At 71.2% G+C, this 19,424-nt stretch carries 16 protein-coding genes; 3 read left to right on the forward strand and 13 right to left on the reverse strand.

The features are described from left to right. Window positions 1–34 precede the first annotated feature (34 nt). Window positions 35–886: a formyltetrahydrofolate deformylase gene (gene purU / locus ACFCYE_RS05375; protein ID WP_376176955.1), complete on the reverse strand. Its 852-nt coding sequence runs from the start codon at window positions 884–886 to the stop codon at window positions 35–37. Between the two features lie 121 nt (window positions 887–1,007). On the opposite strand from purU, the gene ACFCYE_RS05380 reads away from it, so the two are divergent. Beyond that, window positions 1,008–2,216, forward strand: coding sequence for a cation:proton antiporter (locus ACFCYE_RS05380; protein ID WP_376176957.1), 1,209 nt, complete (start codon window positions 1,008–1,010; stop codon window positions 2,214–2,216). Beyond that, on the forward strand, window positions 2,216–2,668 hold the full coding sequence (locus ACFCYE_RS05385; protein WP_376176959.1) for a glutaminase: 453 nt from the start codon (window positions 2,216–2,218) through the stop codon (window positions 2,666–2,668). The genes ACFCYE_RS05380 and ACFCYE_RS05385 overlap by 1 nt, the downstream gene beginning before the upstream one ends. A gap of 29 nt (window positions 2,669–2,697) precedes the next feature. Here ACFCYE_RS05385 and ACFCYE_RS05390 read toward each other — a convergent pair whose 3' ends face one another. The 11 genes from ACFCYE_RS05390 to ACFCYE_RS05440 form a co-directional block, all read right to left on the reverse strand. Continuing rightward, window positions 2,698–3,414, reverse strand: a complete 717-nt coding sequence (locus ACFCYE_RS05390; RefSeq protein WP_376176961.1) for a GMP synthase — start codon at window positions 3,412–3,414, stop codon at window positions 2,698–2,700. 58 nt (window positions 3,415–3,472) lie between these two features. After that, the gene (locus tag ACFCYE_RS05395) at window positions 3,473–4,261 is read right to left on the reverse strand and encodes a LysR family substrate-binding domain-containing protein (protein WP_376176962.1); all 789 of its coding nucleotides are present in this window, start codon (window positions 4,259–4,261) and stop codon (window positions 3,473–3,475) included. A gap of 104 nt (window positions 4,262–4,365) precedes the next feature. After that, on the reverse strand, window positions 4,366–4,773 hold the full coding sequence (locus ACFCYE_RS05400) for a transferase (RefSeq protein WP_376176964.1): 408 nt from the start codon (window positions 4,771–4,773) through the stop codon (window positions 4,366–4,368). A 78-nt stretch (window positions 4,774–4,851) separates the two neighbouring features. Then, on the reverse strand, window positions 4,852–5,625 hold the full coding sequence (locus ACFCYE_RS05405) for a DNA-formamidopyrimidine glycosylase family protein (protein WP_376176966.1): 774 nt from the start codon (window positions 5,623–5,625) through the stop codon (window positions 4,852–4,854). Further along, window positions 5,618–6,481, reverse strand: a complete 864-nt coding sequence (locus ACFCYE_RS05410) for an EI24 domain-containing protein (RefSeq protein ID WP_376176968.1) — start codon at window positions 6,479–6,481, stop codon at window positions 5,618–5,620. Before ACFCYE_RS05410 ends, ACFCYE_RS05405 begins: the two co-directional genes overlap by 8 nt. Before the next feature lie 69 nt (window positions 6,482–6,550). Then, window positions 6,551–11,155, reverse strand: coding sequence for an ATP-dependent helicase (locus ACFCYE_RS05415; protein ID WP_376176970.1), 4,605 nt, complete (start codon window positions 11,153–11,155; stop codon window positions 6,551–6,553). A 57-nt stretch (window positions 11,156–11,212) separates the two neighbouring features. Next, window positions 11,213–12,544 carry a CHAT domain-containing protein gene (locus ACFCYE_RS05420; RefSeq protein WP_376176972.1) on the reverse strand — a complete coding sequence of 444 codons (1,332 nt, stop codon included), beginning with the start codon at window positions 12,542–12,544 and terminating at the stop codon, window positions 11,213–11,215. Then, window positions 12,538–14,178 carry a tetratricopeptide repeat protein gene (locus ACFCYE_RS05425; RefSeq protein WP_376176974.1) on the reverse strand — a complete coding sequence of 547 codons (1,641 nt, stop codon included), beginning with the start codon at window positions 14,176–14,178 and terminating at the stop codon, window positions 12,538–12,540. The genes ACFCYE_RS05420 and ACFCYE_RS05425 overlap by 7 nt, the downstream gene beginning before the upstream one ends. Continuing rightward, on the reverse strand, window positions 14,175–15,248 hold the full coding sequence (locus ACFCYE_RS05430; protein WP_376176975.1) for a hypothetical protein: 1,074 nt from the start codon (window positions 15,246–15,248) through the stop codon (window positions 14,175–14,177). Before ACFCYE_RS05430 ends, ACFCYE_RS05425 begins: the two co-directional genes overlap by 4 nt. Beyond that, window positions 15,245–16,555, reverse strand: coding sequence for a hypothetical protein (locus ACFCYE_RS05435; RefSeq protein ID WP_376176977.1), 1,311 nt, complete (start codon window positions 16,553–16,555; stop codon window positions 15,245–15,247). Before ACFCYE_RS05435 ends, ACFCYE_RS05430 begins: the two co-directional genes overlap by 4 nt. A 42-nt stretch (window positions 16,556–16,597) precedes the next feature. Further along, the gene (locus ACFCYE_RS05440; RefSeq protein ID WP_376176978.1) at window positions 16,598–18,196 is read right to left on the reverse strand and encodes an ABC-F family ATP-binding cassette domain-containing protein; all 1,599 of its coding nucleotides are present in this window, start codon (window positions 18,194–18,196) and stop codon (window positions 16,598–16,600) included. A 282-nt stretch (window positions 18,197–18,478) separates the two neighbouring features. Between ACFCYE_RS05440 and ACFCYE_RS05445 the strand changes: the two genes are divergently transcribed. Then, window positions 18,479–18,739: a hypothetical protein gene (locus ACFCYE_RS05445; protein WP_376176980.1), complete on the forward strand. Its 261-nt coding sequence runs from the start codon at window positions 18,479–18,481 to the stop codon at window positions 18,737–18,739. 10 nt (window positions 18,740–18,749) lie between these two features. On the opposite strand, the gene ACFCYE_RS05450 is transcribed toward ACFCYE_RS05445, so the two are convergent. Further along, complete coding sequence (locus tag ACFCYE_RS05450; RefSeq protein ID WP_376176982.1) at window positions 18,750–19,406, reverse strand: alpha/beta hydrolase; 657 nt, start codon at window positions 19,404–19,406, stop codon at window positions 18,750–18,752. Between the last annotated feature and the right edge of the window lie 18 nt (window positions 19,407–19,424).

The raw sequence follows: 19,424 nt of genomic DNA on the forward strand, positions 1-19,424 counted from the left end.
GATCAGGAGGTGTGCGCAGGATCGGGCCGGGGCGCTACAGGATGACGGTCGACCGGCCGTGCACGATCACGCGGTCTTCGGCGTGCCACTGCACGGCCCGCGCGAGCACGAGGCGTTCGACGTCCGCGCCGCGGCTCTGCAGCTCGGCGGCGGACTCCGAGTGCGTGACGCGTGTGACGTCCTGCTCGATGATCGGGCCCTCGTCGAGGTCAGCGGTGGCGTAGTGCGCGGTGGCGCCGATGAGCTTCACGCCGCGATCCTTGGCCCTGGCATAGGGGTTCGCGCCGATGAAGGCCGGCAGGAAGGAGTGGTGGATGTTGATCACCGGTGCACCGAGCTGCTCGATGAACGAGTCGGTGAGGATCTGCATGTAGCGCGCGAGGACGACGAGATCGACGTTGCCCTGCAGCAGCTCCAGCTGGCGCTGCTCCATCACCTGCTTGTCACCGGACGGGATGTGCACGAACGGGACGCCGAAGCTGCGCACGGACTCCGCCAGGTCGGGGTGGTTGGAGATGACCATCGTGATGTCGATGTCGAGCTGCCCGCGCTGCGCGCGCCACAGCAGCTCCATCAGGCAGTGGTCGTACTTGGACACGAAGATCGCGACGCGCTTGCGGCGCGAGACGTCGTGCAGCGACCACTCCATGCCGAATCGGTCCGCGACCTGCTGGATGGAGGCCTCCAGTACGGGGCGTGCGGCCGAGAGACCAGGCAGGTGAATGACGGTGCGCTGGAAGAAGCGTCCGCCCTCCGAGTCGGTGGAGTGCTGATCCAGCGAGATGATGTTCGCACCGTGCTCGGCCAGCACGCCGGCGACGGCGGCGACGATTCCTGGCTGGTCGTCGCACGCGATGAGCAGACGGGCGGTATCGGGCTGGGACATGGATGCTCCTTGCAACGGTCTGCGTCGATTCTGCCCCGTCGATGGCGGCGGCGACGAATCGCCGGGCACGGCGCCCGGAATCGGCTGACCCGTCAGCGGGCGGGCCGATAATCTGACAGGCGTGAACCCGAGCGAAGCAGGACTCGTCCTCGTCCCCCTGATGGCCGTACTGGCGCCGTTGCTGGCGAAGGGCGTGCGGCCGGTGCTGCGTGTTCCGGTGATCGTGTTCGAGCTCGTGCTGGGCATCCTGATCGGGCCCGCTCTGCTGGGCTGGGTCGATGCCGGCGAAGTGCTCGAGAAGCTCAGCGAGTTCGGCCTGGCGATGCTGTTCTTCGTCGCCGGCTCGGAGATCGACTTCCGCAAGCTGGCAGGCAAGCCGCTCGTGCGCGCGTCGCTGGGCTGGGTCATGAGCGTCGTCCTCGGGATCGGGCTCGGGTTCTTCTTCGCTCCCGGCGAGGGGATGGTCGTGATCGGCATCGCGCTGAGCTCGACGGCCCTCGGTACGCTGATGCCGATCCTGCGGGATGCGGGAGAGCTGAACACGCCGTTCGGTCGCACCGTGACCGCGATCGGGGCCGTCGGCGAGTTCCTGCCGCTGATCGCCATCTCGATCTTCCTCAGCACGCGGACGACCTGGGTCGCCACCGCGGTGCTGCTGACGTTCGTCGTGCTCGCCGCCGCGGTCGTCTTCTTCGCGCAGCGCACACCGCATGGGCGCCTGCACGCGTTCCTGCGCGCGACGCTGCACACCTCCGACCAGTTCGGGATCCGCTTCGTGCTGCTGCTGATCGCGTCGCTCGTGGCACTCAGCGTCGTCCTGGAGCTGGACATGCTGCTCGGCGCGTTCGTCGCCGGCGCGGTCTGGCGCATCATCATGGCGCGCGCGCCGAAGGAGGACGCCGAGGAGATCGAGAGCAAGATCGAGGCGATCGCGTTCGGGTTCCTCGTGCCGATCTTCTTCCTCTACACCGGCATCACCTACGACCTGGATGCGCTGCTCGCGTCGCCGGAGGCCATGGCGCTCGTGCCCGTCTTCCTCGTCGCGCTGCTGCTGTTCCGAGGTGCCGCAGCGCAGTTCTCGGCACCCGCGGGCGCGAGCGTGCGCGAACGGTCGGCGCTGGCGCTGCTTTCGGCGACGGGGCTGCCGATCATCGTCGCGGTGACGGCGATCGGGGTGGAGCAGGGGATGCTCGATTCCGGGGTCGCCGCGGCGCTCGTCGGGGCTGGCATGCTGTCGGTGCTGCTGTATCCGCTCATCGCGATGTCGCTGCGTGGCGACAGCGCCACGCTCGCCGAAGCCGAGAAGAACAAGCCGGTCAGCGAGCTGTGATGTCGGCGCGCGCACTGCTGGACCACGTTCGAAGAGAGCTGGTCGGCGTGCCGAAGGAGGGGCTCGGCGAGGAGAAGCGCTCGCGGTTCCGCGGGGACCGCATCGTCCGCGTGGGCGAGGCATGGCACGTGGGCGTTCTCCTGCTCACGGACGATGCGGTACTGGCCACGGCCGAGGTGCTGCGCGCCGCGGATGCCGGACGGCGCGGTTACACGGCTGAGTCGGCTCGCGAACGCGCGGCGCGTCGGGAGTGGGCACTGCGCGGCGGCTTCCGCGAGGGGGAAGTCGCCCATATCGGGTGGAGCGTGATCGATCTGGAGGCCGTGGAGGCAGGCGGAGCCTCCGGGCCGCTGGCGATGATCGACGGGATCCCGCAGGTGAAATGGTCCAACGCCGGCGGATACATGCCGCTGCAGGCATACCTGCGCGAGCGGATCGCCCTGCTGACCTGATCCTGGCGGTGGCCGGGCCGGCGGGGCCGCTATGCGAAGGTCGCGGCGAAGCGGAACAGCAGGGCTTCGCCCTCGGTGACGGTGGAGGCGAGCACCCGCTGCTGCACGGCGTCGAACGCGTTCGCGTCGAAGTATCCCTTGGTGCGGTAGAACGTCATGCGCTCGGCGAAGTCCGCCGGGCTGGGCTCCGGGTGGAACTGAGTCGCGTACAGGTGCGTGCCGACCCGGTAGGCCTGCACGGGGCAGGCCTCGCCGATGGCGAGCAGCTCGGCGCCCGGCGGGACCTCGGTGGCGGATTCCTTGTGCGCGGTGAACACCGTGAGCTCGGGGCCGCTCGGGCCGAACAGCGGGTCCTGGCGCGCGGCGGGAGTCGCGCGGATCTTCACCGCCGCTGTGGATTCGGGATGCTCCAGCGTCACGGTGCCGCCGAGCATCCTGGTCACGACGCCGATGCCGTAACAGGTGAACAGCGCGGCGATGTGACCGTCGATCGCGGCCGCGGCGATGCGCTCGAGGTCGGATTCGACCCGGCGCTGAAGCGCCGTGGGCGCGGGGTCGGTGACATTGAGCGGGGAGCCGCCGATCACGATTCCGCGATGCGCGTCGATGGCCTCGGCATCCAGCGGGGTGGCCATCAGATCCAGGCGGTCGAGTTCGTCGACGCCGAGGCCTCGGCGGAACGACGCGTACTCGGCATCCGCCGCGGCCAGCTCGGGGCGCACGCTGATGTAGAGAAGCGAGGCCATCCGGCGATTCTAGCCAGTCGGAACGCGCGCGCCGAAGCCGATGACGGACGGTGACACGTCAGCGCGAGGAGCGCGCGGTGCGACCCCGGATGATTCCGACGAAGGTGTCGACGTCGTCGGTGCTGCGTTCACGCGCCCAGACGAACGCGACGGTCGACACGGGGCCGTCCCGCAGCACGCGGTAGTCGACATCCTTGCGGTGGTGAAGGCGGGCGAGCGACATCGGGACGACGGCGATCCCCGCGCCGGTCGCGACCGTGGCGATCAGGTCGGCCGTCGTCGGAACCGCGCCGTATGCGGATGCCGTGGTGCCGGGGAGATCGAGTTCCAGGACGTCCTCGTCCGATGCGAGCAGCACCTCGCCGTCCAGATCGGATGGCTCGAGCTCGTCCGCCGCGAGCAGATGCGATTCAGCGGATGCCACGACCACGGGAACCTCGTCGTAGAGGCGGATCACGTGCAGATCGGCATCCTCGATCGGAAGCCGGACGAGTGCGGCGTCCAACTCCTCCAACGCGGTGCGCTGGTCGGCGAAGAGGATCGGGACGAGTTCGAGCGCGACGTCCGGCATGCGCTGCTTCCAGGCGTCGATCCACTTCCCGGGGGTCGCCCCGGGGATCGCTCCGAGGCGGAACGTGCGCGGTTCGGATGCCGGGGCGTCATACCGGGCGTCCGTCGGTGCGGGCGTGCCCGACTTCTTCGCGGGCGCGGTGTTCTTCTGCGCGCCCCTGGTGGACTTCTTCTGCGTGGGCGCTCCCTTGCCGGTTCGGACGGGCGTTCCTTTGCTGACGGTCCGCCGGCTTCCGCCTGCGCGACCGTTCCGCCCGCCGTTTCCCGCTTTCGCCACGTCCTTCAGGCTACTCGCCCGCGCCGCGCGTCACCGACTGCCGCCGAGAAACCACGACGGCGGTGGTGTCTCGCGCCGGAGAGGGTTTCTCGGGGGAATGCCGATCAGGCCGCCAGCCAGAGTCCCTTGCGGTCGGTCGCGATCGTGAGGCCCGCGGCGACGGTCTCGTCGTCGCCGATGCGCGAGCCGCGCACGATGCGTGCGCCGGCGCCGACCTCGGTGCGGACGCCGATGTGCGCCCCCGCGCCGACGGCTGCTCCCTCTCCGATGTGCGCGTGCGCGTCGATCGACGCGTTCTCGCCGATCACGGCACCCGGCTCGATCCACGCGCCGCGGGCGATCTTCGCCCCCGCGGCGATGCGCGCGCCGGGTTCGATATAGGCGCCGGCCTCGATGACGGCCATCGGGTGCACCGTCGCGCCGTGCGCGACGAGGCCGCGGCCGTTGGCATGCTTGCGGTATCGCAGCGTGGCGCCCTGGTCGTCCTCGATATCGATGTAGTTCTTGCCCACGATTCCTCCCGTTCCGGAGACTCCCGGATATATGGACAACCACGACTCCCGTGAATTCATTCCCGGATCGGGATGCGATCACCGCTGGCAGTTCGGACACCAGAAGGTCACGCGTTCGCGGGTGGGATCCGCGCCCTGCTCGCCGCGACGGATGAGCGTTCCGCAGCGCCGGCACGGCCGACCGGCGCGTCCGTAGACCCAGTCCGTCTCGCCGCGTCGTGCGACGCCGGTGAACGTGCGGTCCGGCCGGTCGCGGTTCGCTCGGATCACGCGGCATCCGAGCGCGAGGAGCGCGTCGACGTCGACGACCCGGGCCGGCGTGGTGGGCAGGATGCCGCGCAGGAACAGGAGTTCGGCCGCGTACTCGTTGCCGAAGCCGGCGACATTGCGCTGGTCGAGCAGGGCCACATGGATGCTTCTCTCGTCCGCGCCGAGTCGCCGGGCGGCCTCCGCGGCATCCCACTGCGCATCGAGCGGGTCGGGACCGAGATACCCGACGAGCTGATCCTCATCGCGTGTCGCGATGAGCTCCACCTCGGCGAGGTCGACGCCCACGGCCTCGCGGCGAGCGGTGCCGACGATCGCGCGCACTCGGAACGCCGGATGCCGCCATTTCTGCCCCGGCGCGTACAGGTGCCAGGCGCCTTCCATCCTCAGATGGGAATGCAGCGTGTCATCGCCGATGCGCAGCAGCAGGTGCTTGCCGCGGGCCACGCAGCCGCGGACGGTCCGGCCGGTGAGATCGGCAGTGGCGAAGCGTGGAACCCTCAGATCGAAACGCGTCACCGTGTGACCGGCCAGCGCCTCGTGCAATCGGCGCGCCGTGCGGAAGACGGTGTCGCCCTCAGGCATCAGAGCTCGGTGGCGGGGACGCCGGGGCCGGCATCGAGGGCGGTGCCGGAGCCCGGGTCTGCATCGGCACCGGGCCGGGGATCGGACCCGGGGCCGCCGGCGGGGTCGGTGTCAGCACCGGTACCGCGGCACGTTCCACGAGCGAACGAGCGAGCGCGGTCGACCCGGCGACAGCCGCCGGCATCGTGACGATCGCGCCGAGCGGCACCATGAAGCACAGCTGCGTCGCCACGCCGAAGCCGAGCACGCGTGCGCGGCTGACTCGGAGGACCTCGGAGCGCGAATAGGCGGTCAGGCCGCGCGCGTCGAACGCGCGACCGGTGAGCTCGCGGGCGAGCAGACGGCCGGTGAGCACGATGCTGGTGGCACCGGCGAGGAAGCCGCCGACGAGCGGGATGAATCCGATCGCCAGCGTCAGCAGCGCCACCAGGATGCCGAGCGCGATGAGTCGGAGGCCCTCGCCGACGGTCGTCCAGAATCCCGTTTCACCCGTCGGCTCATCGCCGCCGAACTCGCGCTCCGCTCCACGCCAGATCCGCTGGTAGAACGGGTCGCCGATCGTCAGCGTCAGCGCGGTGAACACGGCCCCGGCCAGCGCGAGAGCGGCGATGAAGAGGACGATGCCGAGGCTCACGCGAAGGACCTCGCGCCAGGGGCTGATCCATCCGTCGGCGAACGGCGTCGCCCAGTCGGTGACGACGCCGAGGCTGAAGCCGAACGGCACGAGTGCGGCGGCGAGCAGGAGGAACGCGATGACAGCCGGGATCAGGCCCAGGGCCATGAGCCGCGGCCGCGTGCGCCAGAACCGGAACCCCTTCAGGAGCATCCCGACGCCGATCCCGAACTCGCGCAGCATGCTCCCAGCGTAGAGGGCGGTGCGGACACGCTGCCATGCGCGCGTTCGCGCGGGTCGGCGCTGCTGCCGTCAGATCGCCTTGCGCAGAGTGTAGCCGCGGGGCGTCGCGACGAATCCCGCCTCCTGGAGCGCGATCGCGAAGGCCGTGCCGTACACCGGATCGCCGTTGACCTTCTCGACGGTGAGGGTCTCCAGTCGGCGGGCGCGCGATGTCGTCGCCAGATCGGATGCTGCGGCATGCAGCGCTTCGTCGTCCTCTCCGAACGCCAGCACCGTGCGCCCGCCGCGCTCGAGGTAGAGGACGAGGGCACCGTCCACGAGCACGACCAGTCCGCCGGCCTTGCGCCCTGGCCGGTGCGTCACTCCGTCGCGTCGCGGCCACGCAAGAGCGGCCCCGTACGGGTTCGCCGGGTCGGTGGCGGCCAGGGTGATGGCATGGCGCGGCGGGGGATCGGTGAGGCCCGCGAACGTCCGCAGACGATCGACGGTGTTCGACGCCGCGAACTGCGCGGCGCCGAGCTTCTCGATGACGTAGCCGCGTCGGCAGTGTCCGGCCTCTTCGAACCCGGCCAGCACGCGGTACACCTGCGCGAAACCGCCGGGGACGCCCTCGGACTGCGCGGAGCCTCGGGTGACGACGCCGTACCGGTCGAGCAGCAACCCCGCCGTGACCGTCGCGCGCCGTGCGGCGTCGGCTTCGCCGGCCGGCAGCAGTGACCAGCGCCCGCCGGTGATGGTCGGGCGCGATGCCGCGCCCGTGAACGAGACTCCGCGGTAGGTGCGCGCACGGGGAGCGCGGCGAACGGCCTTGTGCGCCTGCGAACCGCCGGCGAGCAGCTGCCGCACCGGGGCGAACGTGTCGTTGGTGACGCGCCCCGACCAGGTCAGCGCCCAGAGCGCATCGAGCACCGACTGCTCGTTCTCGGCTCCGACGCGGTCGCGCAGGTGCGTGGCGAAGGACGCCCCACCGGCCCCGAGTGCGCCCAGCAGACGCGCTTCGAGCGAATCGGCGGCGATCTCGGTCTCGTCGGGCTCGGGAAGTGTGAACGGTGCGAGGTCGACGGGATGCAGAGACACCCAGCCGTCGCGGCCCGGCAGCGTCCCGTGCCCGGACCAGATGACCTCGCCGTTCGCGGTGAGCTCGTCCAGCAGTGCGGGTGAGTAGTCCCTGACGCGCGACGGCAGCACGAGCGATTCCCAGGCGCTCGCCGGAATCGGGACACCTGCGAGCTGCTCGATCACGCTGAGGACGCCGTCGAGGCCCTCCACCGGGCGCGAGAGGTGCTGCCAGTCGGGCAGGAAGCGGGCGAAGGCCGCCGGTTCGACGGGTTCGACGCTGCCCCGGATCGCCGCGAGCGAGCGCATGCGGAGGCGGCGCAGGACTTCCGTGTCGCACCATTCCGGCCCTGCGTCGTCAGCGGCTTCCGCCGCGGACAGGAAGTATCCGCTGCTGAGGCGTCCTGCGCTCTCGAGTCGCTGCAGGGCGTGCCGGGCCACGGCCGTTCCGATGCCGAACCTGGTTGCCACGGCATCCGTCGTGAAGGGCCCGTGCGTACGCGCGTGCCGTGCGATGAGATCGCCCAGCGGGTCGGCGACCGGCTCGAGGAAGGCGACGGGGATGCCGGTGGGCAGCGCGGCGCCGAGTGCATCGCGCAGACGCGCTGCGTCCTCGATCGCCGTGATGCGCGGCACGCCGCCGATCGTGACCGGGATCGCCCGCCGTGCGGTGACGAGGGCATCGAGGTGAGCGGCCGCTTCGGACTCCGGTGCCGTGGTGGTGGCCTCCAGCCGGTCCGCGACCTCCGCGGCGTCCAGCGGGCCGAGCATCCGCAGCAGGTCGGCGACGCCCTCGAGCCCGCGGGCGCGGCGGTCCGGATCGAGCCGCTGCGCTTCGCGTTCGAACTGCGCGATCACCTCGGGATCGAGCAGCTCGCGCATCTCGACCGTGCCGAGCAGCTCGCCCAGCAGCGCGGGATCGACCGAGAGCGCGGCCGCGCGCCGCTCGGCCAGCGGAGAATCGCCCTCGTACATGAACGCGCCGACGTAACCGAACAACAGGTCACGGGCGTACGGCGAGGGCTGGGCCGGCTCGGTCTCGACGAGGCGCACGCGACGATCGGCGATCGACGTCGCGAGCCTGCGCAGCGACGGCAGATCGTAGACGTCCTGCAGCACTTCGCGCAGCGTCTCCAGGATCACCGGGAAGGTGGGATGGCGCCTGGCCACCTCGAGCAGCTGGGCGCTGCGCTGCCGTTGCTGCCACAGCGGCGAGCGGCGGTTCGGATTCGTCCGGGGCATGAGCAGCGCCCGCGCTGCGCACTCGCGGAAGCGCGAGGCGAACAGCGCCGAGCCGCCGACCTCCTCTGTCACGAGCTGCTCGAGTTCATCCGGGTCGAACACGAACAGGTCGGCACCGGGCGGCTCGGTCTCGGCATCCGGGATCCGGACGATGATGCCGTCGTCGCTCGCGACCGCCGAACCCTCGACGCCGAGACGCTCCCTGACGCGGGCGTTGATGGCCAGCGCCCACGGCGCGTGGACCTTCATGCCGTACGGGGAATGCAGGATGATGCGCCAGTCGCCGACCTCGTCGTGCCCGCGTTCGACCGTCAGAGTCCGATCGGTGGGAAGCGTGCCGGTCGCCTCACGCTGCTCGGTGAGATGCGCCATGAGGTTGTCGCGAGCCATCGCGTCGAGACCCGCGTCCATGAGGCGCTGCGTCGCCTTCGCCGGTTCGGCGGAGGACACCTCGCGCGAGAACGCGCCCAGCGCTTCGCCCAGTTCGAACGGGCGGCCGATGCCGTCGCCGTGCCAGAACGGCACCCGCCCCGGCTGACCGTACGCGGGGATCACGTTGACGCGGTCATGAGTGATCTCGGCGATGCGCCAGCTCGTCGTGCCGAGTGTGAACACGTCGCCGACGCGGGACTCGTAGACCATCTCCTCATCGAGTTCGCCGACCCGTGCTCCGGTCGTCTCGCCCGCGACGAAGACGCCGAACAGGCCGCGGTCGGGGATCGTCCCGCCGCTGGTCACCGCGATGCGCTGCGCGCCAGGGCGGCCGGTGAGCGTCCCGGCATCCCGATCCCAGACGAGGCGAGGGCGCAGCTCGGCGAACTCGTCGGACGGGAAGCGACCGGCCAGCAGGTCGAGCGTCGCTTCATAGGCCGAACGCGGCAGAGCCTGGAACGGTGCCGAGCGGCGCACGGTCTCGAACCAGTCCTCGACGCCGATCGGATCGATCGCGCATGCGGCGACCGTCTGCTGGGCGAGGATGTCGAGCGGATTGCGCGGCACGGAGATCGCCTCGATCTTCCCCGCCAGCATGCGCTCGGTCACGATCGCGGTGTGCAGCACGTCGCCGCGGTGCTTGGGGAACAGTGCTGCACGACTGATCTCGCCGACCTGGTGCCCGGCGCGTCCGACCCGCTGGAGGCCGGATGCCGCGGAGGGCGGGGCTTCGACCTGGATCACCAGATCGACCGCGCCCATGTCGATGCCGAGTTCGAGGCTGCTGGTGGCGACGACGCAGCGCAGGACGCCGGACTTCAGCTCCTCTTCGACCTGGGCACGCTGCTCTTTGGAGACCGAGCCGTGGTGGGCCTTGGCGAGCACCGGATCGGCACCGGATGTCGTGCCGCCCTGAGCCGGCATCGCCGCGGGGACCCGCCTGGCCGGTGCCGGCGGGGGGCTCTCTCCGCTGCGTTCGGCGTAGATCTCGTTGAGCCGGCCGGTGAGGCGTTCGGCCAGTCGACGCGAGTTCGAGAACACGATCGTGGAGTTGTTCTGCAGGATGCGGTCGACGATCGCCTCTTCGACGTGCGGCCAGACCGAGCCGGTGACCTCGGTGTACTCCGCGTCGCCCTGGGCCATCGGATCCGGTGCCCCCGGGGGCGCCGGTGGGTTCGTCATATCGGGGATCGGGACGACGACACCGAGTTCGAATGTCTTCGTCGCCCGCGGTGCGACGATCTCGACCGGCTCAGCGCCGCCGAGGAACCGGGCGACCTCGTCGATGGGCCGTACCGTCGCCGAGAGCCCGATGCGCTGCGCCGGCGACTCGGCGCCGCGAGCGCGTCTGAGGGCGTCCAGGCGCTCGAGGCTCACTGCCAGATGAGCTCCTCGCTTGGTCGCGGCGACGGCGTGCACTTCGTCGATGATGACGGTGTGCACACCGCGGAGCGTCTCTCCGGCGCGGCTGGTGAGCATGAGGTACAGCGACTCCGGAGTGGTGATGAGGATGTCGGGCGGATTCGACACGAGCTTGCGACGGTCGCTCGACGTCGTGTCTCCGGAGCGCACTCCGACGGTGACCGATGGCGCCGGGATGCCGAGGCGGCGCGCGGATTGTCCGATGCCGACCAGCGGGGAGCGCAGGTTGCGCTCGACATCGACGCCCAGCGCCTTCAACGGCGAGATGTACAGCACCCGCGTTCGCGGGGCCTCGTCTTCGGCATCCGCCGGTGCCGCAGCCGTGCGCTCGCGGAAGATGCTGTCGATCGCCCAGAGGAACGCAGACAGGGTCTTGCCGGAGCCCGTCGGCGCGACGACGAGGGCGTGCTTGCCCGCCGAGATCGCGTCCCATGCGCCCGCCTGCGCTGGCGTGGGCGCGGCGAATGCCCCGCGGAACCAGTCCTGGGTCGCGGGCGTGAAGCGCTCGAGCACATCGCTCATGTCTCCATCATGGTCGGTGCCTCGGACAACGGGGCCACGATGGCCGAGGCGCGCCCCTCAGCTCGGTGCCGGCGGTGCCGGAGCCCACGCCGTCGTCAGCGTCGCCCAGATGATCGGCGAGAATCGCGGATCACCGGTCGATGTCCAGCGGCGGCGCTGCTCGCGCTGCCAGGCGCCGAGAGCCACGACCGGATCGGATGCCTCGTGCGCGGCGTCGACCGCGACGATCGCGTCGCCCAGCATGCCTTCGGCGTGACCGGCCAGAGCGGGGGTGTAGCGATCCAGGCCCGCCTCGGTCGGCAGCGTCCATCGGGTCGCGGTGACGTACTCTGCTCCGCGGTGCACGAACGCGGCCATCAGCCCTGTGGGCTCCGCGTAGCGCGCATCGGCGCCGGAATCGCAGGCGATCAACGCGACCCGGTTCGGCGCGCGCAGCGGCTCGAGGCCGGGGGCGCCGAGTGCGATGTCGGCCGCGGTGTACGGCCGGTGCGCGCCGATCGGCGCGGCGAGTCCCGGAGCATCGAGGCCGTCGGACAGGTGCATCCGAGCATCCAGGGCGTGCGTCGACGCCGTCACGTGACCGACGTACAGCAGCCGACCGGCATCGGCCGCTGCGGTCGCCAGTGCGACGCGCCCCATGTCCGCGCGCCGGAAGATCGGGCCGGCCGGGCGCACGCGTCCACCGAGTTCCGCCGCCATGCGCGTGAGGGGCGACTCGGGCGATACCGGCCCCAGCACGCTGCCCAGCTCGCCGGCATCGGAGAAGCCGGGAACGACCGGATCGAGCACGGCGGCGACGGGCGAACCGGGCGCCCATGGCGACAGCGTCCGCGCCGGATCGTTGCGCAGCGTCGCCGGCAGGAGAAGCGACACGTCGACCATGTCGATGCCGCGCTCACCGTCGGACGTGCTGAGCAGCTCCCACGGCAGCTGCGACGTCGACGGCGACAGCTGCACGCGCACATGCGGGCGCACCCCGGCGACCTCGAGTGCGTTCAGCTCCCGTGCGAGCCAGTGCGGGATGAGCGCCGCCGTCAGAGCCTCGGCGAGGTGCTGCTCCCGCTCGAGGTCGAGCAGCGCGCCGTGCGTCAAGGCGCGGGTCAGCGCCTGGTCTCCGCTCTCACCGGACCCCGGGATGGGCGTCGGCAGCGCCTGCGCGAGGGACTCGAGCGCCGGCGCGACCAGATGACGTCCGATCACGGTCATGCGCGGAGACTCCGGCTGGTGGTCCCAGATCCAGTTGACGAAGAGGTCGTCGCCGTCGACGTAGCGCAGCCGCGCGACCGGCTGCCGGTCGGCGGGCAGATCGATGAGCACACGGTCGCCGTCGGCGACCGTCGCGCTGCCCGCGGGACCGAGGTGCGCGAGCTCGCGCCAGTTCTTCACCATGACGCCACCACCCGCTCCGAACGGACGGTGACGCCGTACTCCTCCTCGGCTGCCCGGATGAACGCCTCCAGCACCGGCGGCCGGCCGGGGATGGCGACGACCCGCGGCGGGGGAGCGAAGCGCAGGTCGGCGGTGGCCGCGCCCAGATCTCCGACGAAACCGGATGCCGCTGCCGGCAGCAGATCATCGGCGGACGCATCGGTGGTGGCGGGGGAGTGGACCCGCGGCCCCGGCGATGCATCCGGCGCGGTCAGGGTCGCCGCGGCGTCCCCGGCCTCGATCGCCTCCGCCATCAGCGTGGCGGAGGCCGTCGCATTCTCGATGAGGGCGAACAGGAGTTCGCCGTCGCGCAGCGTCACGGCGAGGCGGAATGCCAGCTCGCGTGCCGGGGCGGCGACCTGCAGACTCCACCGCTCGCGCACCGGACCCGGCGCGAAGTCGCCGCGCAGCGCCTCGGTCGCCAGCAGCACGGGAATCGCCATGTGCAGCCCGGCGGTCAGTCGCTCGGTGCGCGTGCGCGGGCCGGGCGTGAAGCTCGCCCACTCCGCCTGCATCTCGGCGCGTCGCAGGTTGACGCGGCAGCGTTCGTGGGCCGAACGCGTGAGGTCGCGCGCCGCGCGGTACGCCTCTTCCGCGAGGGCGAATCGGCCGCGCTTCGACTCCGCGTCGCCGAGGAATCCGTAGGCCTCTCGTCGCTCGTGCACGTCGCCGGCGGGGTCCATGCCCGCGATCAGTTCACGCAGGCGCTTCGCCGCCCGAGCCGGATTTCCGGACTCCAGGTACACCGCGGCCAGACCGGTGCGACTCGCCGCGAGACGCGCACGCAGCCCAGCGGCCTCCGCCAGCTCCGCCGCCCGCAGAAAAGCCGTCTCCGCCTCCGCGAACCGTCGCTGCTGCATCGCGACCCTGGCGCGGTTCTCGACGGTGATCTGGGCTGCGATCGCATCGGAGTCGTCGCCCTGCAGACGCGCGGCGAGATCCGTGAACTCCCATGCCGCCTGCTCGTCGCCGGTGCGCTGGGCGATCGCCGCCAGGTTCATGTACGCGTGGACGGCCAGCCGAGGATCCACCACGAGCGCTGCCGACAGCGCGCGGCGGGCTTCGGCATCCGCTTCCTCCAGACGGCCGGCGAAGATCAGGAGCCCGCTGCGGATGTTGTGCGCCGAGAAGCGCATCAGGTCGGCCTGCTCGAGATCGTGCTCGTTCAGCACGCCCTCGGCGACGATGATCTGCGCCAGCGCGTCGTCCAGCCGGTCGCGCAGGGCGAGAGTCTGCGCACGGGACAGGAGGGCGTTCACGAGCACGGTGCGGCTGCCGTACTCGTCGCCGTCGCGCTCCAGGACGGCGGATGCCGTGGTGATCGCCTGATCGGTCATCTCCAGCGCGGCTGCGGCATCGACGCTCTCGAGGGCCGATGCGAGGTTCAGCTGGGCGCGCGCTCGCAGATCCCACGCCGAGACGTCGTCGGTCTCCTCCAGTGCCGAAAGCACCTCGCGCAGGCGCCGCGTGGCAGTGTCGACATCGCCGGTCTGCAGAAGCCTGACGGCCGCATTGTGGGCATCGCGCAGCGCGTGCCACTGCGGGCCGAGCGGCTTCTTCCCGCGGACCGCCCTGGGGTCGACCTGCTCCGTCATCGACGCGCCCCCGCGGCCCGCTCCGCCAGCCCGGCGTCGGCATCGACGATGCGCGCGGATGCATGGGCGAGCGCGGACCCGTGCGCGTCCGCCGACTCGGCGGCGCCAGGGTGCGCAGCCATGCGCACGTCGCGCACCCACAGCGTGCGCTGCTCGATCGGCAGCAGGGCGACGGATGCCGGCACGGCGACCGATCCGGTGAACACCGCGCCGGAGAGGGCGAGCGGCATGTCGATTCCCAGCTCGTCCGGCCCGAAGCGAGCGTGCAGTTCGGCGCTGCCGCCGGCGACGGCCGCGACCTCGACCGCCAGGGTCGGCTCGCCGGCGACGTGCCGGAGCGACCAGCGTGCCTCGGCATCCGCGGACACGGCCTGGGGCGGGACGTCCGCCCAGCGCACGGGTGCGCTGCCGTGGGCGACCTCGACCCCGTCGGCCGCTGATCCGACGCCGCCGGCGGCCAGTGCCCACGCGGCGCGGCGCTCGGTGACCGGCTGCAGTTCGACGCCGTGATCATCGGCGAGCGACGACAGCGCATCGGCCAGTGCTGCGGCGTCCGCGGCGAACGCCGAGGGGAAGGTCGCGAGGGCGCTCGGGGCGTCCACGGCGTCGGCCAGTGCGCGCTCGGTCGCCTCGTCGTCGTCGAGGAGATGGTCCACACCGTGCGTGGCGATCGCGATCTCCGCGGACAGGACGGACGCATCCAGCGGCGGAACCGCGGTACCGGCGGGCCACCAGTCGCGGGCCCAGACGAGCAGCGCGAGCCGGCGCACGTCGATGGCAAGAAGCGTCTCGCTCGGAAGGGCGACGTCCTCGGCCGTCGGATCCTCGGCAGCCGCGACGCGATGCGCTGCCGCCGCGACAGCATCGCCGTACACATCGGCGAGCCATTCCGCCGCTTGCTCGGGGGCGTGCACCGCGGCATCGGGGAACCGCCCCGGCGGCATCGCCCAGGTCAACAGCGCGCCGCGGGCTTCGACGAGCGCGATCGCGAACGGCGCCGCGGGAGCCGCAGACGGATCGAAGGGGCCCACGACGGCACTGGCACCATCGATGCGGATGCTGATTCTCATGCGGCGCCCTCGAGGTCTCGTCCGAGCGCCGTCTTCAGCCGGTGCCGCTGGTCCATGATGACCGAGCGCAGGATGCCGTCGAGGGTGTCCCACAGCTCGGCGGCGTCGGTCACCTGACCGCGCAGCTCGCGGCCGTGCAGCCGAACCCACAGCCGGCGGAGGTAGCCCTGCCGGACCGTGCGGATGTCGGATTCGATGTTCTCCGGCACGCCGGTCGCTCCGGCCGGCAGACGCCGCACTCGGCGGACGTACGCCTCGCGATCCCAACGGTCGCGCAGGAGGCGGTGGGCGTTCGTCGGCCTCAGCAGTTCGGCCGGTGCGAGCGAGTGCGAGGCCTCGGCGCCGAGCACCATGACCACACGGCTGTGCTCGGCCTCGAGTTCCCATGCGGCCGCTGATCGAGCGATCTCCTCCGTGACGATGACCTCGACGTCGAGCCCGATGTCGGCGGGGACCCCGCCGGACAGCGCGGCGAACAGGCGCTCGTAGATGGACCGGTCGAAGGGCAGCGGCAGTTCGCGTTTGGATGCGGTTGCTCCCAGTCGCGGAGGCGCGAGGGTCTCGTGCTCGGTGAGCCCCAGCAGTCTGGCGGCCCCTGGCCCGGTCAGATCCGCGGCCGCCGAAGTGCCCGCTCGTTCGGCGAGCAGGGCGGCGAAGTCCCGCGTCGCGTCGCGCGCGCCGCACGCGTCCAGAACAGCGCCGACGCGCGCGGAATCGATCGCTGTCTCCGAGCCGGCCGTTCGCTGACTCCAGGCGGACAGGAGCCGCTCGCCGAGAGCGGCAGACGCTTCCTCATCGACGAGCAGTTCGCGCATCCGCGCCAGTACGGATTCACCGTCCGCCTGCGCGATCTCCTGAACCGTCTCGTTCGCGATCGCCTCGGACGCCGGGGCGCCGGGCGTCGGTCGTCCCTCCGTGCGAGCGAGCTCGAAGCACCGTTGGAAGTAGCGTTCCTGCGGGTTGCCCTCCGTGATCCCGAGAGCTCGTCGCGCGCGCTTGAGCACGCCGAACCACTCACCTGCGGCGGCGAGGTCGGCGCCGGCCGCCGTGATCCGGGCCGTCAACTCGCGCGCGGCATCCTCGGTCAGCGAGGCGGCGGCGAGGTGCGGATTCTGCACAGGCCGGATCACGAGCGGCTCGAGGATGAGCTTGACCGTGCGTGCGAGCGGGCGACCGGCGCCGTTGCTCAGCGGTGCGACGGTCTCGCCGAGTTCGCTCCAGGCCCTGGCGATCGCGTGCACGCGCGGGACGCGCACGGACGCCCCCGATGCCGGGGCCGTCGACGAGAGCTTCGGTGGCGCGCTCATATCGCACCACTCTATAGAGGCTCTCGCCGACGGACAGAGCCGTCAGCCGACCTGCACGAGGCCGCTCTCCGGGTCGATCTCGAGCGTCAGATCGAGTCCGAGCCTGGCGAGGAAGGCGTCGTCGTGGCTGACGACGAGCACGGCGCCGCGGTACGCCTGCAGCGCCTCGACGACCTGATCGACCGTGTCGATGTCCAGGTTGTTCGTCGGCTCGTCGAGCACGACCAGGTGCGGCGCCGGGTCGGCGAGCAGCAGTTTCGCCAGTGCCACGCGAAAGCGCTCGCCGCCGGAGAGTGCGCCGACGGGTCTGTCGGTCGTCCCACCGCGGATGAGGAAGCGCGCCAGCCGGTTGCGCAGCTCCTTCTCGGGGATCGTCGGCGCGGCCGCCGCGATGTTCTCGAACACCGAGCGGGATTCGTCGAGTCCGTCGATCCGCTGCGGCAGGTAGCCGATGCGGTCGGTGTGGGCTTCGACGCGCAGGTCTCCTTCTGAATCGCCCGCCACCAGTCGCTCCAGCAGCGTCGTCTTGCCTGCCCCGTTTCGGCCGATGAGCGCGACCCGCTCGGGGCCCTGGATGATCCACTCCCGATCGGCGCCGCCGATCGTCGCGATCCGGCGGCTGCGGGAGACATCCGGATCCGGGAGCTCGATCTTCATCGAGTCGTCCGAGCGGACGCGGCGACCGGCCTGGTCGAGCGCGGCGCGCGCGGTGTCCTCCTTGGCGGCGACCTCGGTGCGCAGCCGCCCTGCCGATACCTCGGCTGCCATCTTGCGGCCGTTGGCGATGATCTTCGGCACGCGCTTCTCCTCGAAGGCCTTTCGGCCCATCTTGGCGCGGGTCGCGAGCTTCGACTCCGCTTCGATGCGCTGGCGCTTCTCCTTCTTCAGCGCCTGTGCTGCATCGCGCTCGGCCTGCTTGGCGGCATCCTGTTCGGCATCCAGCCAGGCGCGCCACTGCGAGTACGGCCCGCCGAAGATGCTGAGCGCGTGGGCGTACAGCTCGGCGGTGTCGTCCATGAGCTCGAGCAGGGCGAGGTCGTGGCTGACGACGATGAGCGTCCCCTTCCACGACCGCACCATGTCGGCGAGCTTCGCCCGTGCGTCACGATCGAGGTTGTTCGTCGGCTCGTCGAGCAGCGTGATCGGCGCGCGGCGCAGACGGATGCCGGCGATCGCGACGAGGACGGCCTCGCCACCTGAGAGCTCGCCGACGCTCCGGTCGAGGAACGACGGGTCGAGTCCGGCTTCGGCGAGGGATGCCGCGGCGCGCGCCTCGATGTCCCAATCGTCACCGACGGCATCGAAATGCGCCGGATCGACGTCTCCGGACGCGATGGCGCGGACGGCGTCGAGGGCCGCGGCGACGCCGAGGAGTTCGGCGACCCGGCGTGAGGTGTCCAGCGTGAGACGCTGCGGAAGGTATGCGACGTCACCGGTCGCGTGCACCGAACCGGAGGTCGCTGCGAGCTCGCCGGCCATGAGGCGCAGCAGCGTGGACTTGCCTGAGCCGTTGCGGCCGACGAGACCGGTGCGTCCGGTGCCGAACGCACCCGAGACGTCGTCGAGCGCGATCGAGCCGTCCGGCCAGACGAAGGTGAGGCGGTCGAGGGTGACCGATGCATGGATGGTCGGGGTTGACATGGGTGTCTCCTGTCGAGTGCGAGGGTGCACTGACACCGGGGATCGCTCGACGCCATAGCAGGCGGAGGATGCCGTGTCCGTGAAGGATCGTCGGGTCAGCGCGCGGAAAGAGAAGCGCGGAGGCGACGATTCAGATCAAAGGACTTCCAAACACGGCGGACAGGACGCAACGAGAATACCGGCGCTCGCCGAATCGTGCAACCCGGGCGTGTCGCAGGTCTCCCGGGCGATGTCCGCCGCGCGGGGGATGCTCGCGGAAGCGGCGCGGCCTACCGTGGAGACATGGCTGATGACGGGATGAGTCCGCACGAGGCGCGCCAGCGCGCGACCTGGGGGATCGGCATCGCGCTCGGAATGGGCGCCGGTGTCGCGCTGGGTTCGGCGCTCGACAACATGGGACTCGGCATCGCGCTCGGTATCGCGATCGGCGTGGCCTTCGCGGTCGCATTCGGCCGCACTCGGCGCGGCGGACCCGGCGACACGGATGCCGGCCACGACACGGATCCCGGTGACGAAGGGCGACCCGGCGACGAGCCGCGCTGATCCGGCCGGCTCAGCCGGCGGCGATCCGCTCGAGCCATTTGTCGAGGAACGCCCGCACATCGCGCAGCTCGTCATCCGAGATGCTGTGCGTGAGCCCTTGATAGACGCGCCCCGAGAGATCCGAATGCTCCGGCAGCCACAGGGCGGTGTGCGCGATCAGGTCGGAAGGGATCACGTCGTCGTTCGTGCCGCGGCCCCAGAAGACGGCGGGGCGCAGATCGCGCAACTCGTCATCCCCGGGCAGGTCGCCGGGCGTCGCATAACCGCTCAGGGCGACGACGGCGTCGAAGCGCTCGGGGGCGAGGCGCAGTGCCTGCAACGACACGGCCGCGCCCTGCGAGAATCCGAGCAGCGCCACGGAGGACGCGGTGGATGCCGCGGCATCCAGCCAGCCCAGCAGAGCTCGTGCGGCGGCCGTCGTGGGCTCGGGGCTGCGGGAGGAGAGGTCTTCGATCGGATACCAGGAACGGCCGGGCATGGGCCACGGCGGTGTGAGCGGAGCGGCGAGCGACGCGACCGCGATGCCGTCCGGCAGGTACGGGACGACCCCGAACAGGTCGTGTTCGTCGGCGCCGTACCCGTGCAGCAGAACCACCAGCGGTCGGCCGTCCCGGTCTCCCGGCGCCCAGCGCGTGACCGTGTCGTCGATCGTCAGCTCGTCATCCACGCCACCATCCTGCCAGCG

Source organism: Microbacterium sp. NPDC056234, assembly GCF_042267585.1.
Classification (GTDB): domain Bacteria; phylum Actinomycetota; class Actinomycetes; order Actinomycetales; family Microbacteriaceae; genus Microbacterium.

What these genes read in the sequence shown, in the direction of transcription:
- purU (WP_376176955.1), bottom strand. Translation starts at nt 886, where the DNA reads ATGTCCCAGCCCGATACCGCCCGTCTGCTCATCGCGTGCGACGACCAG.
- ACFCYE_RS05385 (WP_376176959.1), top strand. Translation starts at nt 2,216, where the DNA reads ATGTCGGCGCGCGCACTGCTGGACCACGTTCGAAGAGAGCTGGTCGGC.
- ACFCYE_RS05390 (WP_376176961.1), bottom strand. Translation starts at nt 3,414, where the DNA reads ATGGCCTCGCTTCTCTACATCAGCGTGCGCCCCGAGCTGGCCGCGGCG.
- ACFCYE_RS05405 (WP_376176966.1), bottom strand. Translation starts at nt 5,625, where the DNA reads ATGCCTGAGGGCGACACCGTCTTCCGCACGGCGCGCCGATTGCACGAG.
- ACFCYE_RS05410 (WP_376176968.1), bottom strand. Translation starts at nt 6,481, where the DNA reads ATGCTGCGCGAGTTCGGGATCGGCGTCGGGATGCTCCTGAAGGGGTTC.
- ACFCYE_RS05415 (WP_376176970.1), bottom strand. Translation starts at nt 11,155, where the DNA reads ATGAGCGATGTGCTCGAGCGCTTCACGCCCGCGACCCAGGACTGGTTC.
- ACFCYE_RS05420 (WP_376176972.1), bottom strand. Translation starts at nt 12,544, where the DNA reads ATGGTGAAGAACTGGCGCGAGCTCGCGCACCTCGGTCCCGCGGGCAGC.
- ACFCYE_RS05425 (WP_376176974.1), bottom strand. Translation starts at nt 14,178, where the DNA reads ATGACGGAGCAGGTCGACCCCAGGGCGGTCCGCGGGAAGAAGCCGCTC.
- ACFCYE_RS05430 (WP_376176975.1), bottom strand. Translation starts at nt 15,248, where the DNA reads ATGAGAATCAGCATCCGCATCGATGGTGCCAGTGCCGTCGTGGGCCCC.
- ACFCYE_RS05435 (WP_376176977.1), bottom strand. Translation starts at nt 16,555, where the DNA reads ATGAGCGCGCCACCGAAGCTCTCGTCGACGGCCCCGGCATCGGGGGCG.
- ACFCYE_RS05440 (WP_376176978.1), bottom strand. Translation starts at nt 18,196, where the DNA reads ATGTCAACCCCGACCATCCATGCATCGGTCACCCTCGACCGCCTCACC.
- ACFCYE_RS05445 (WP_376176980.1), top strand. Translation starts at nt 18,479, where the DNA reads ATGGCTGATGACGGGATGAGTCCGCACGAGGCGCGCCAGCGCGCGACC.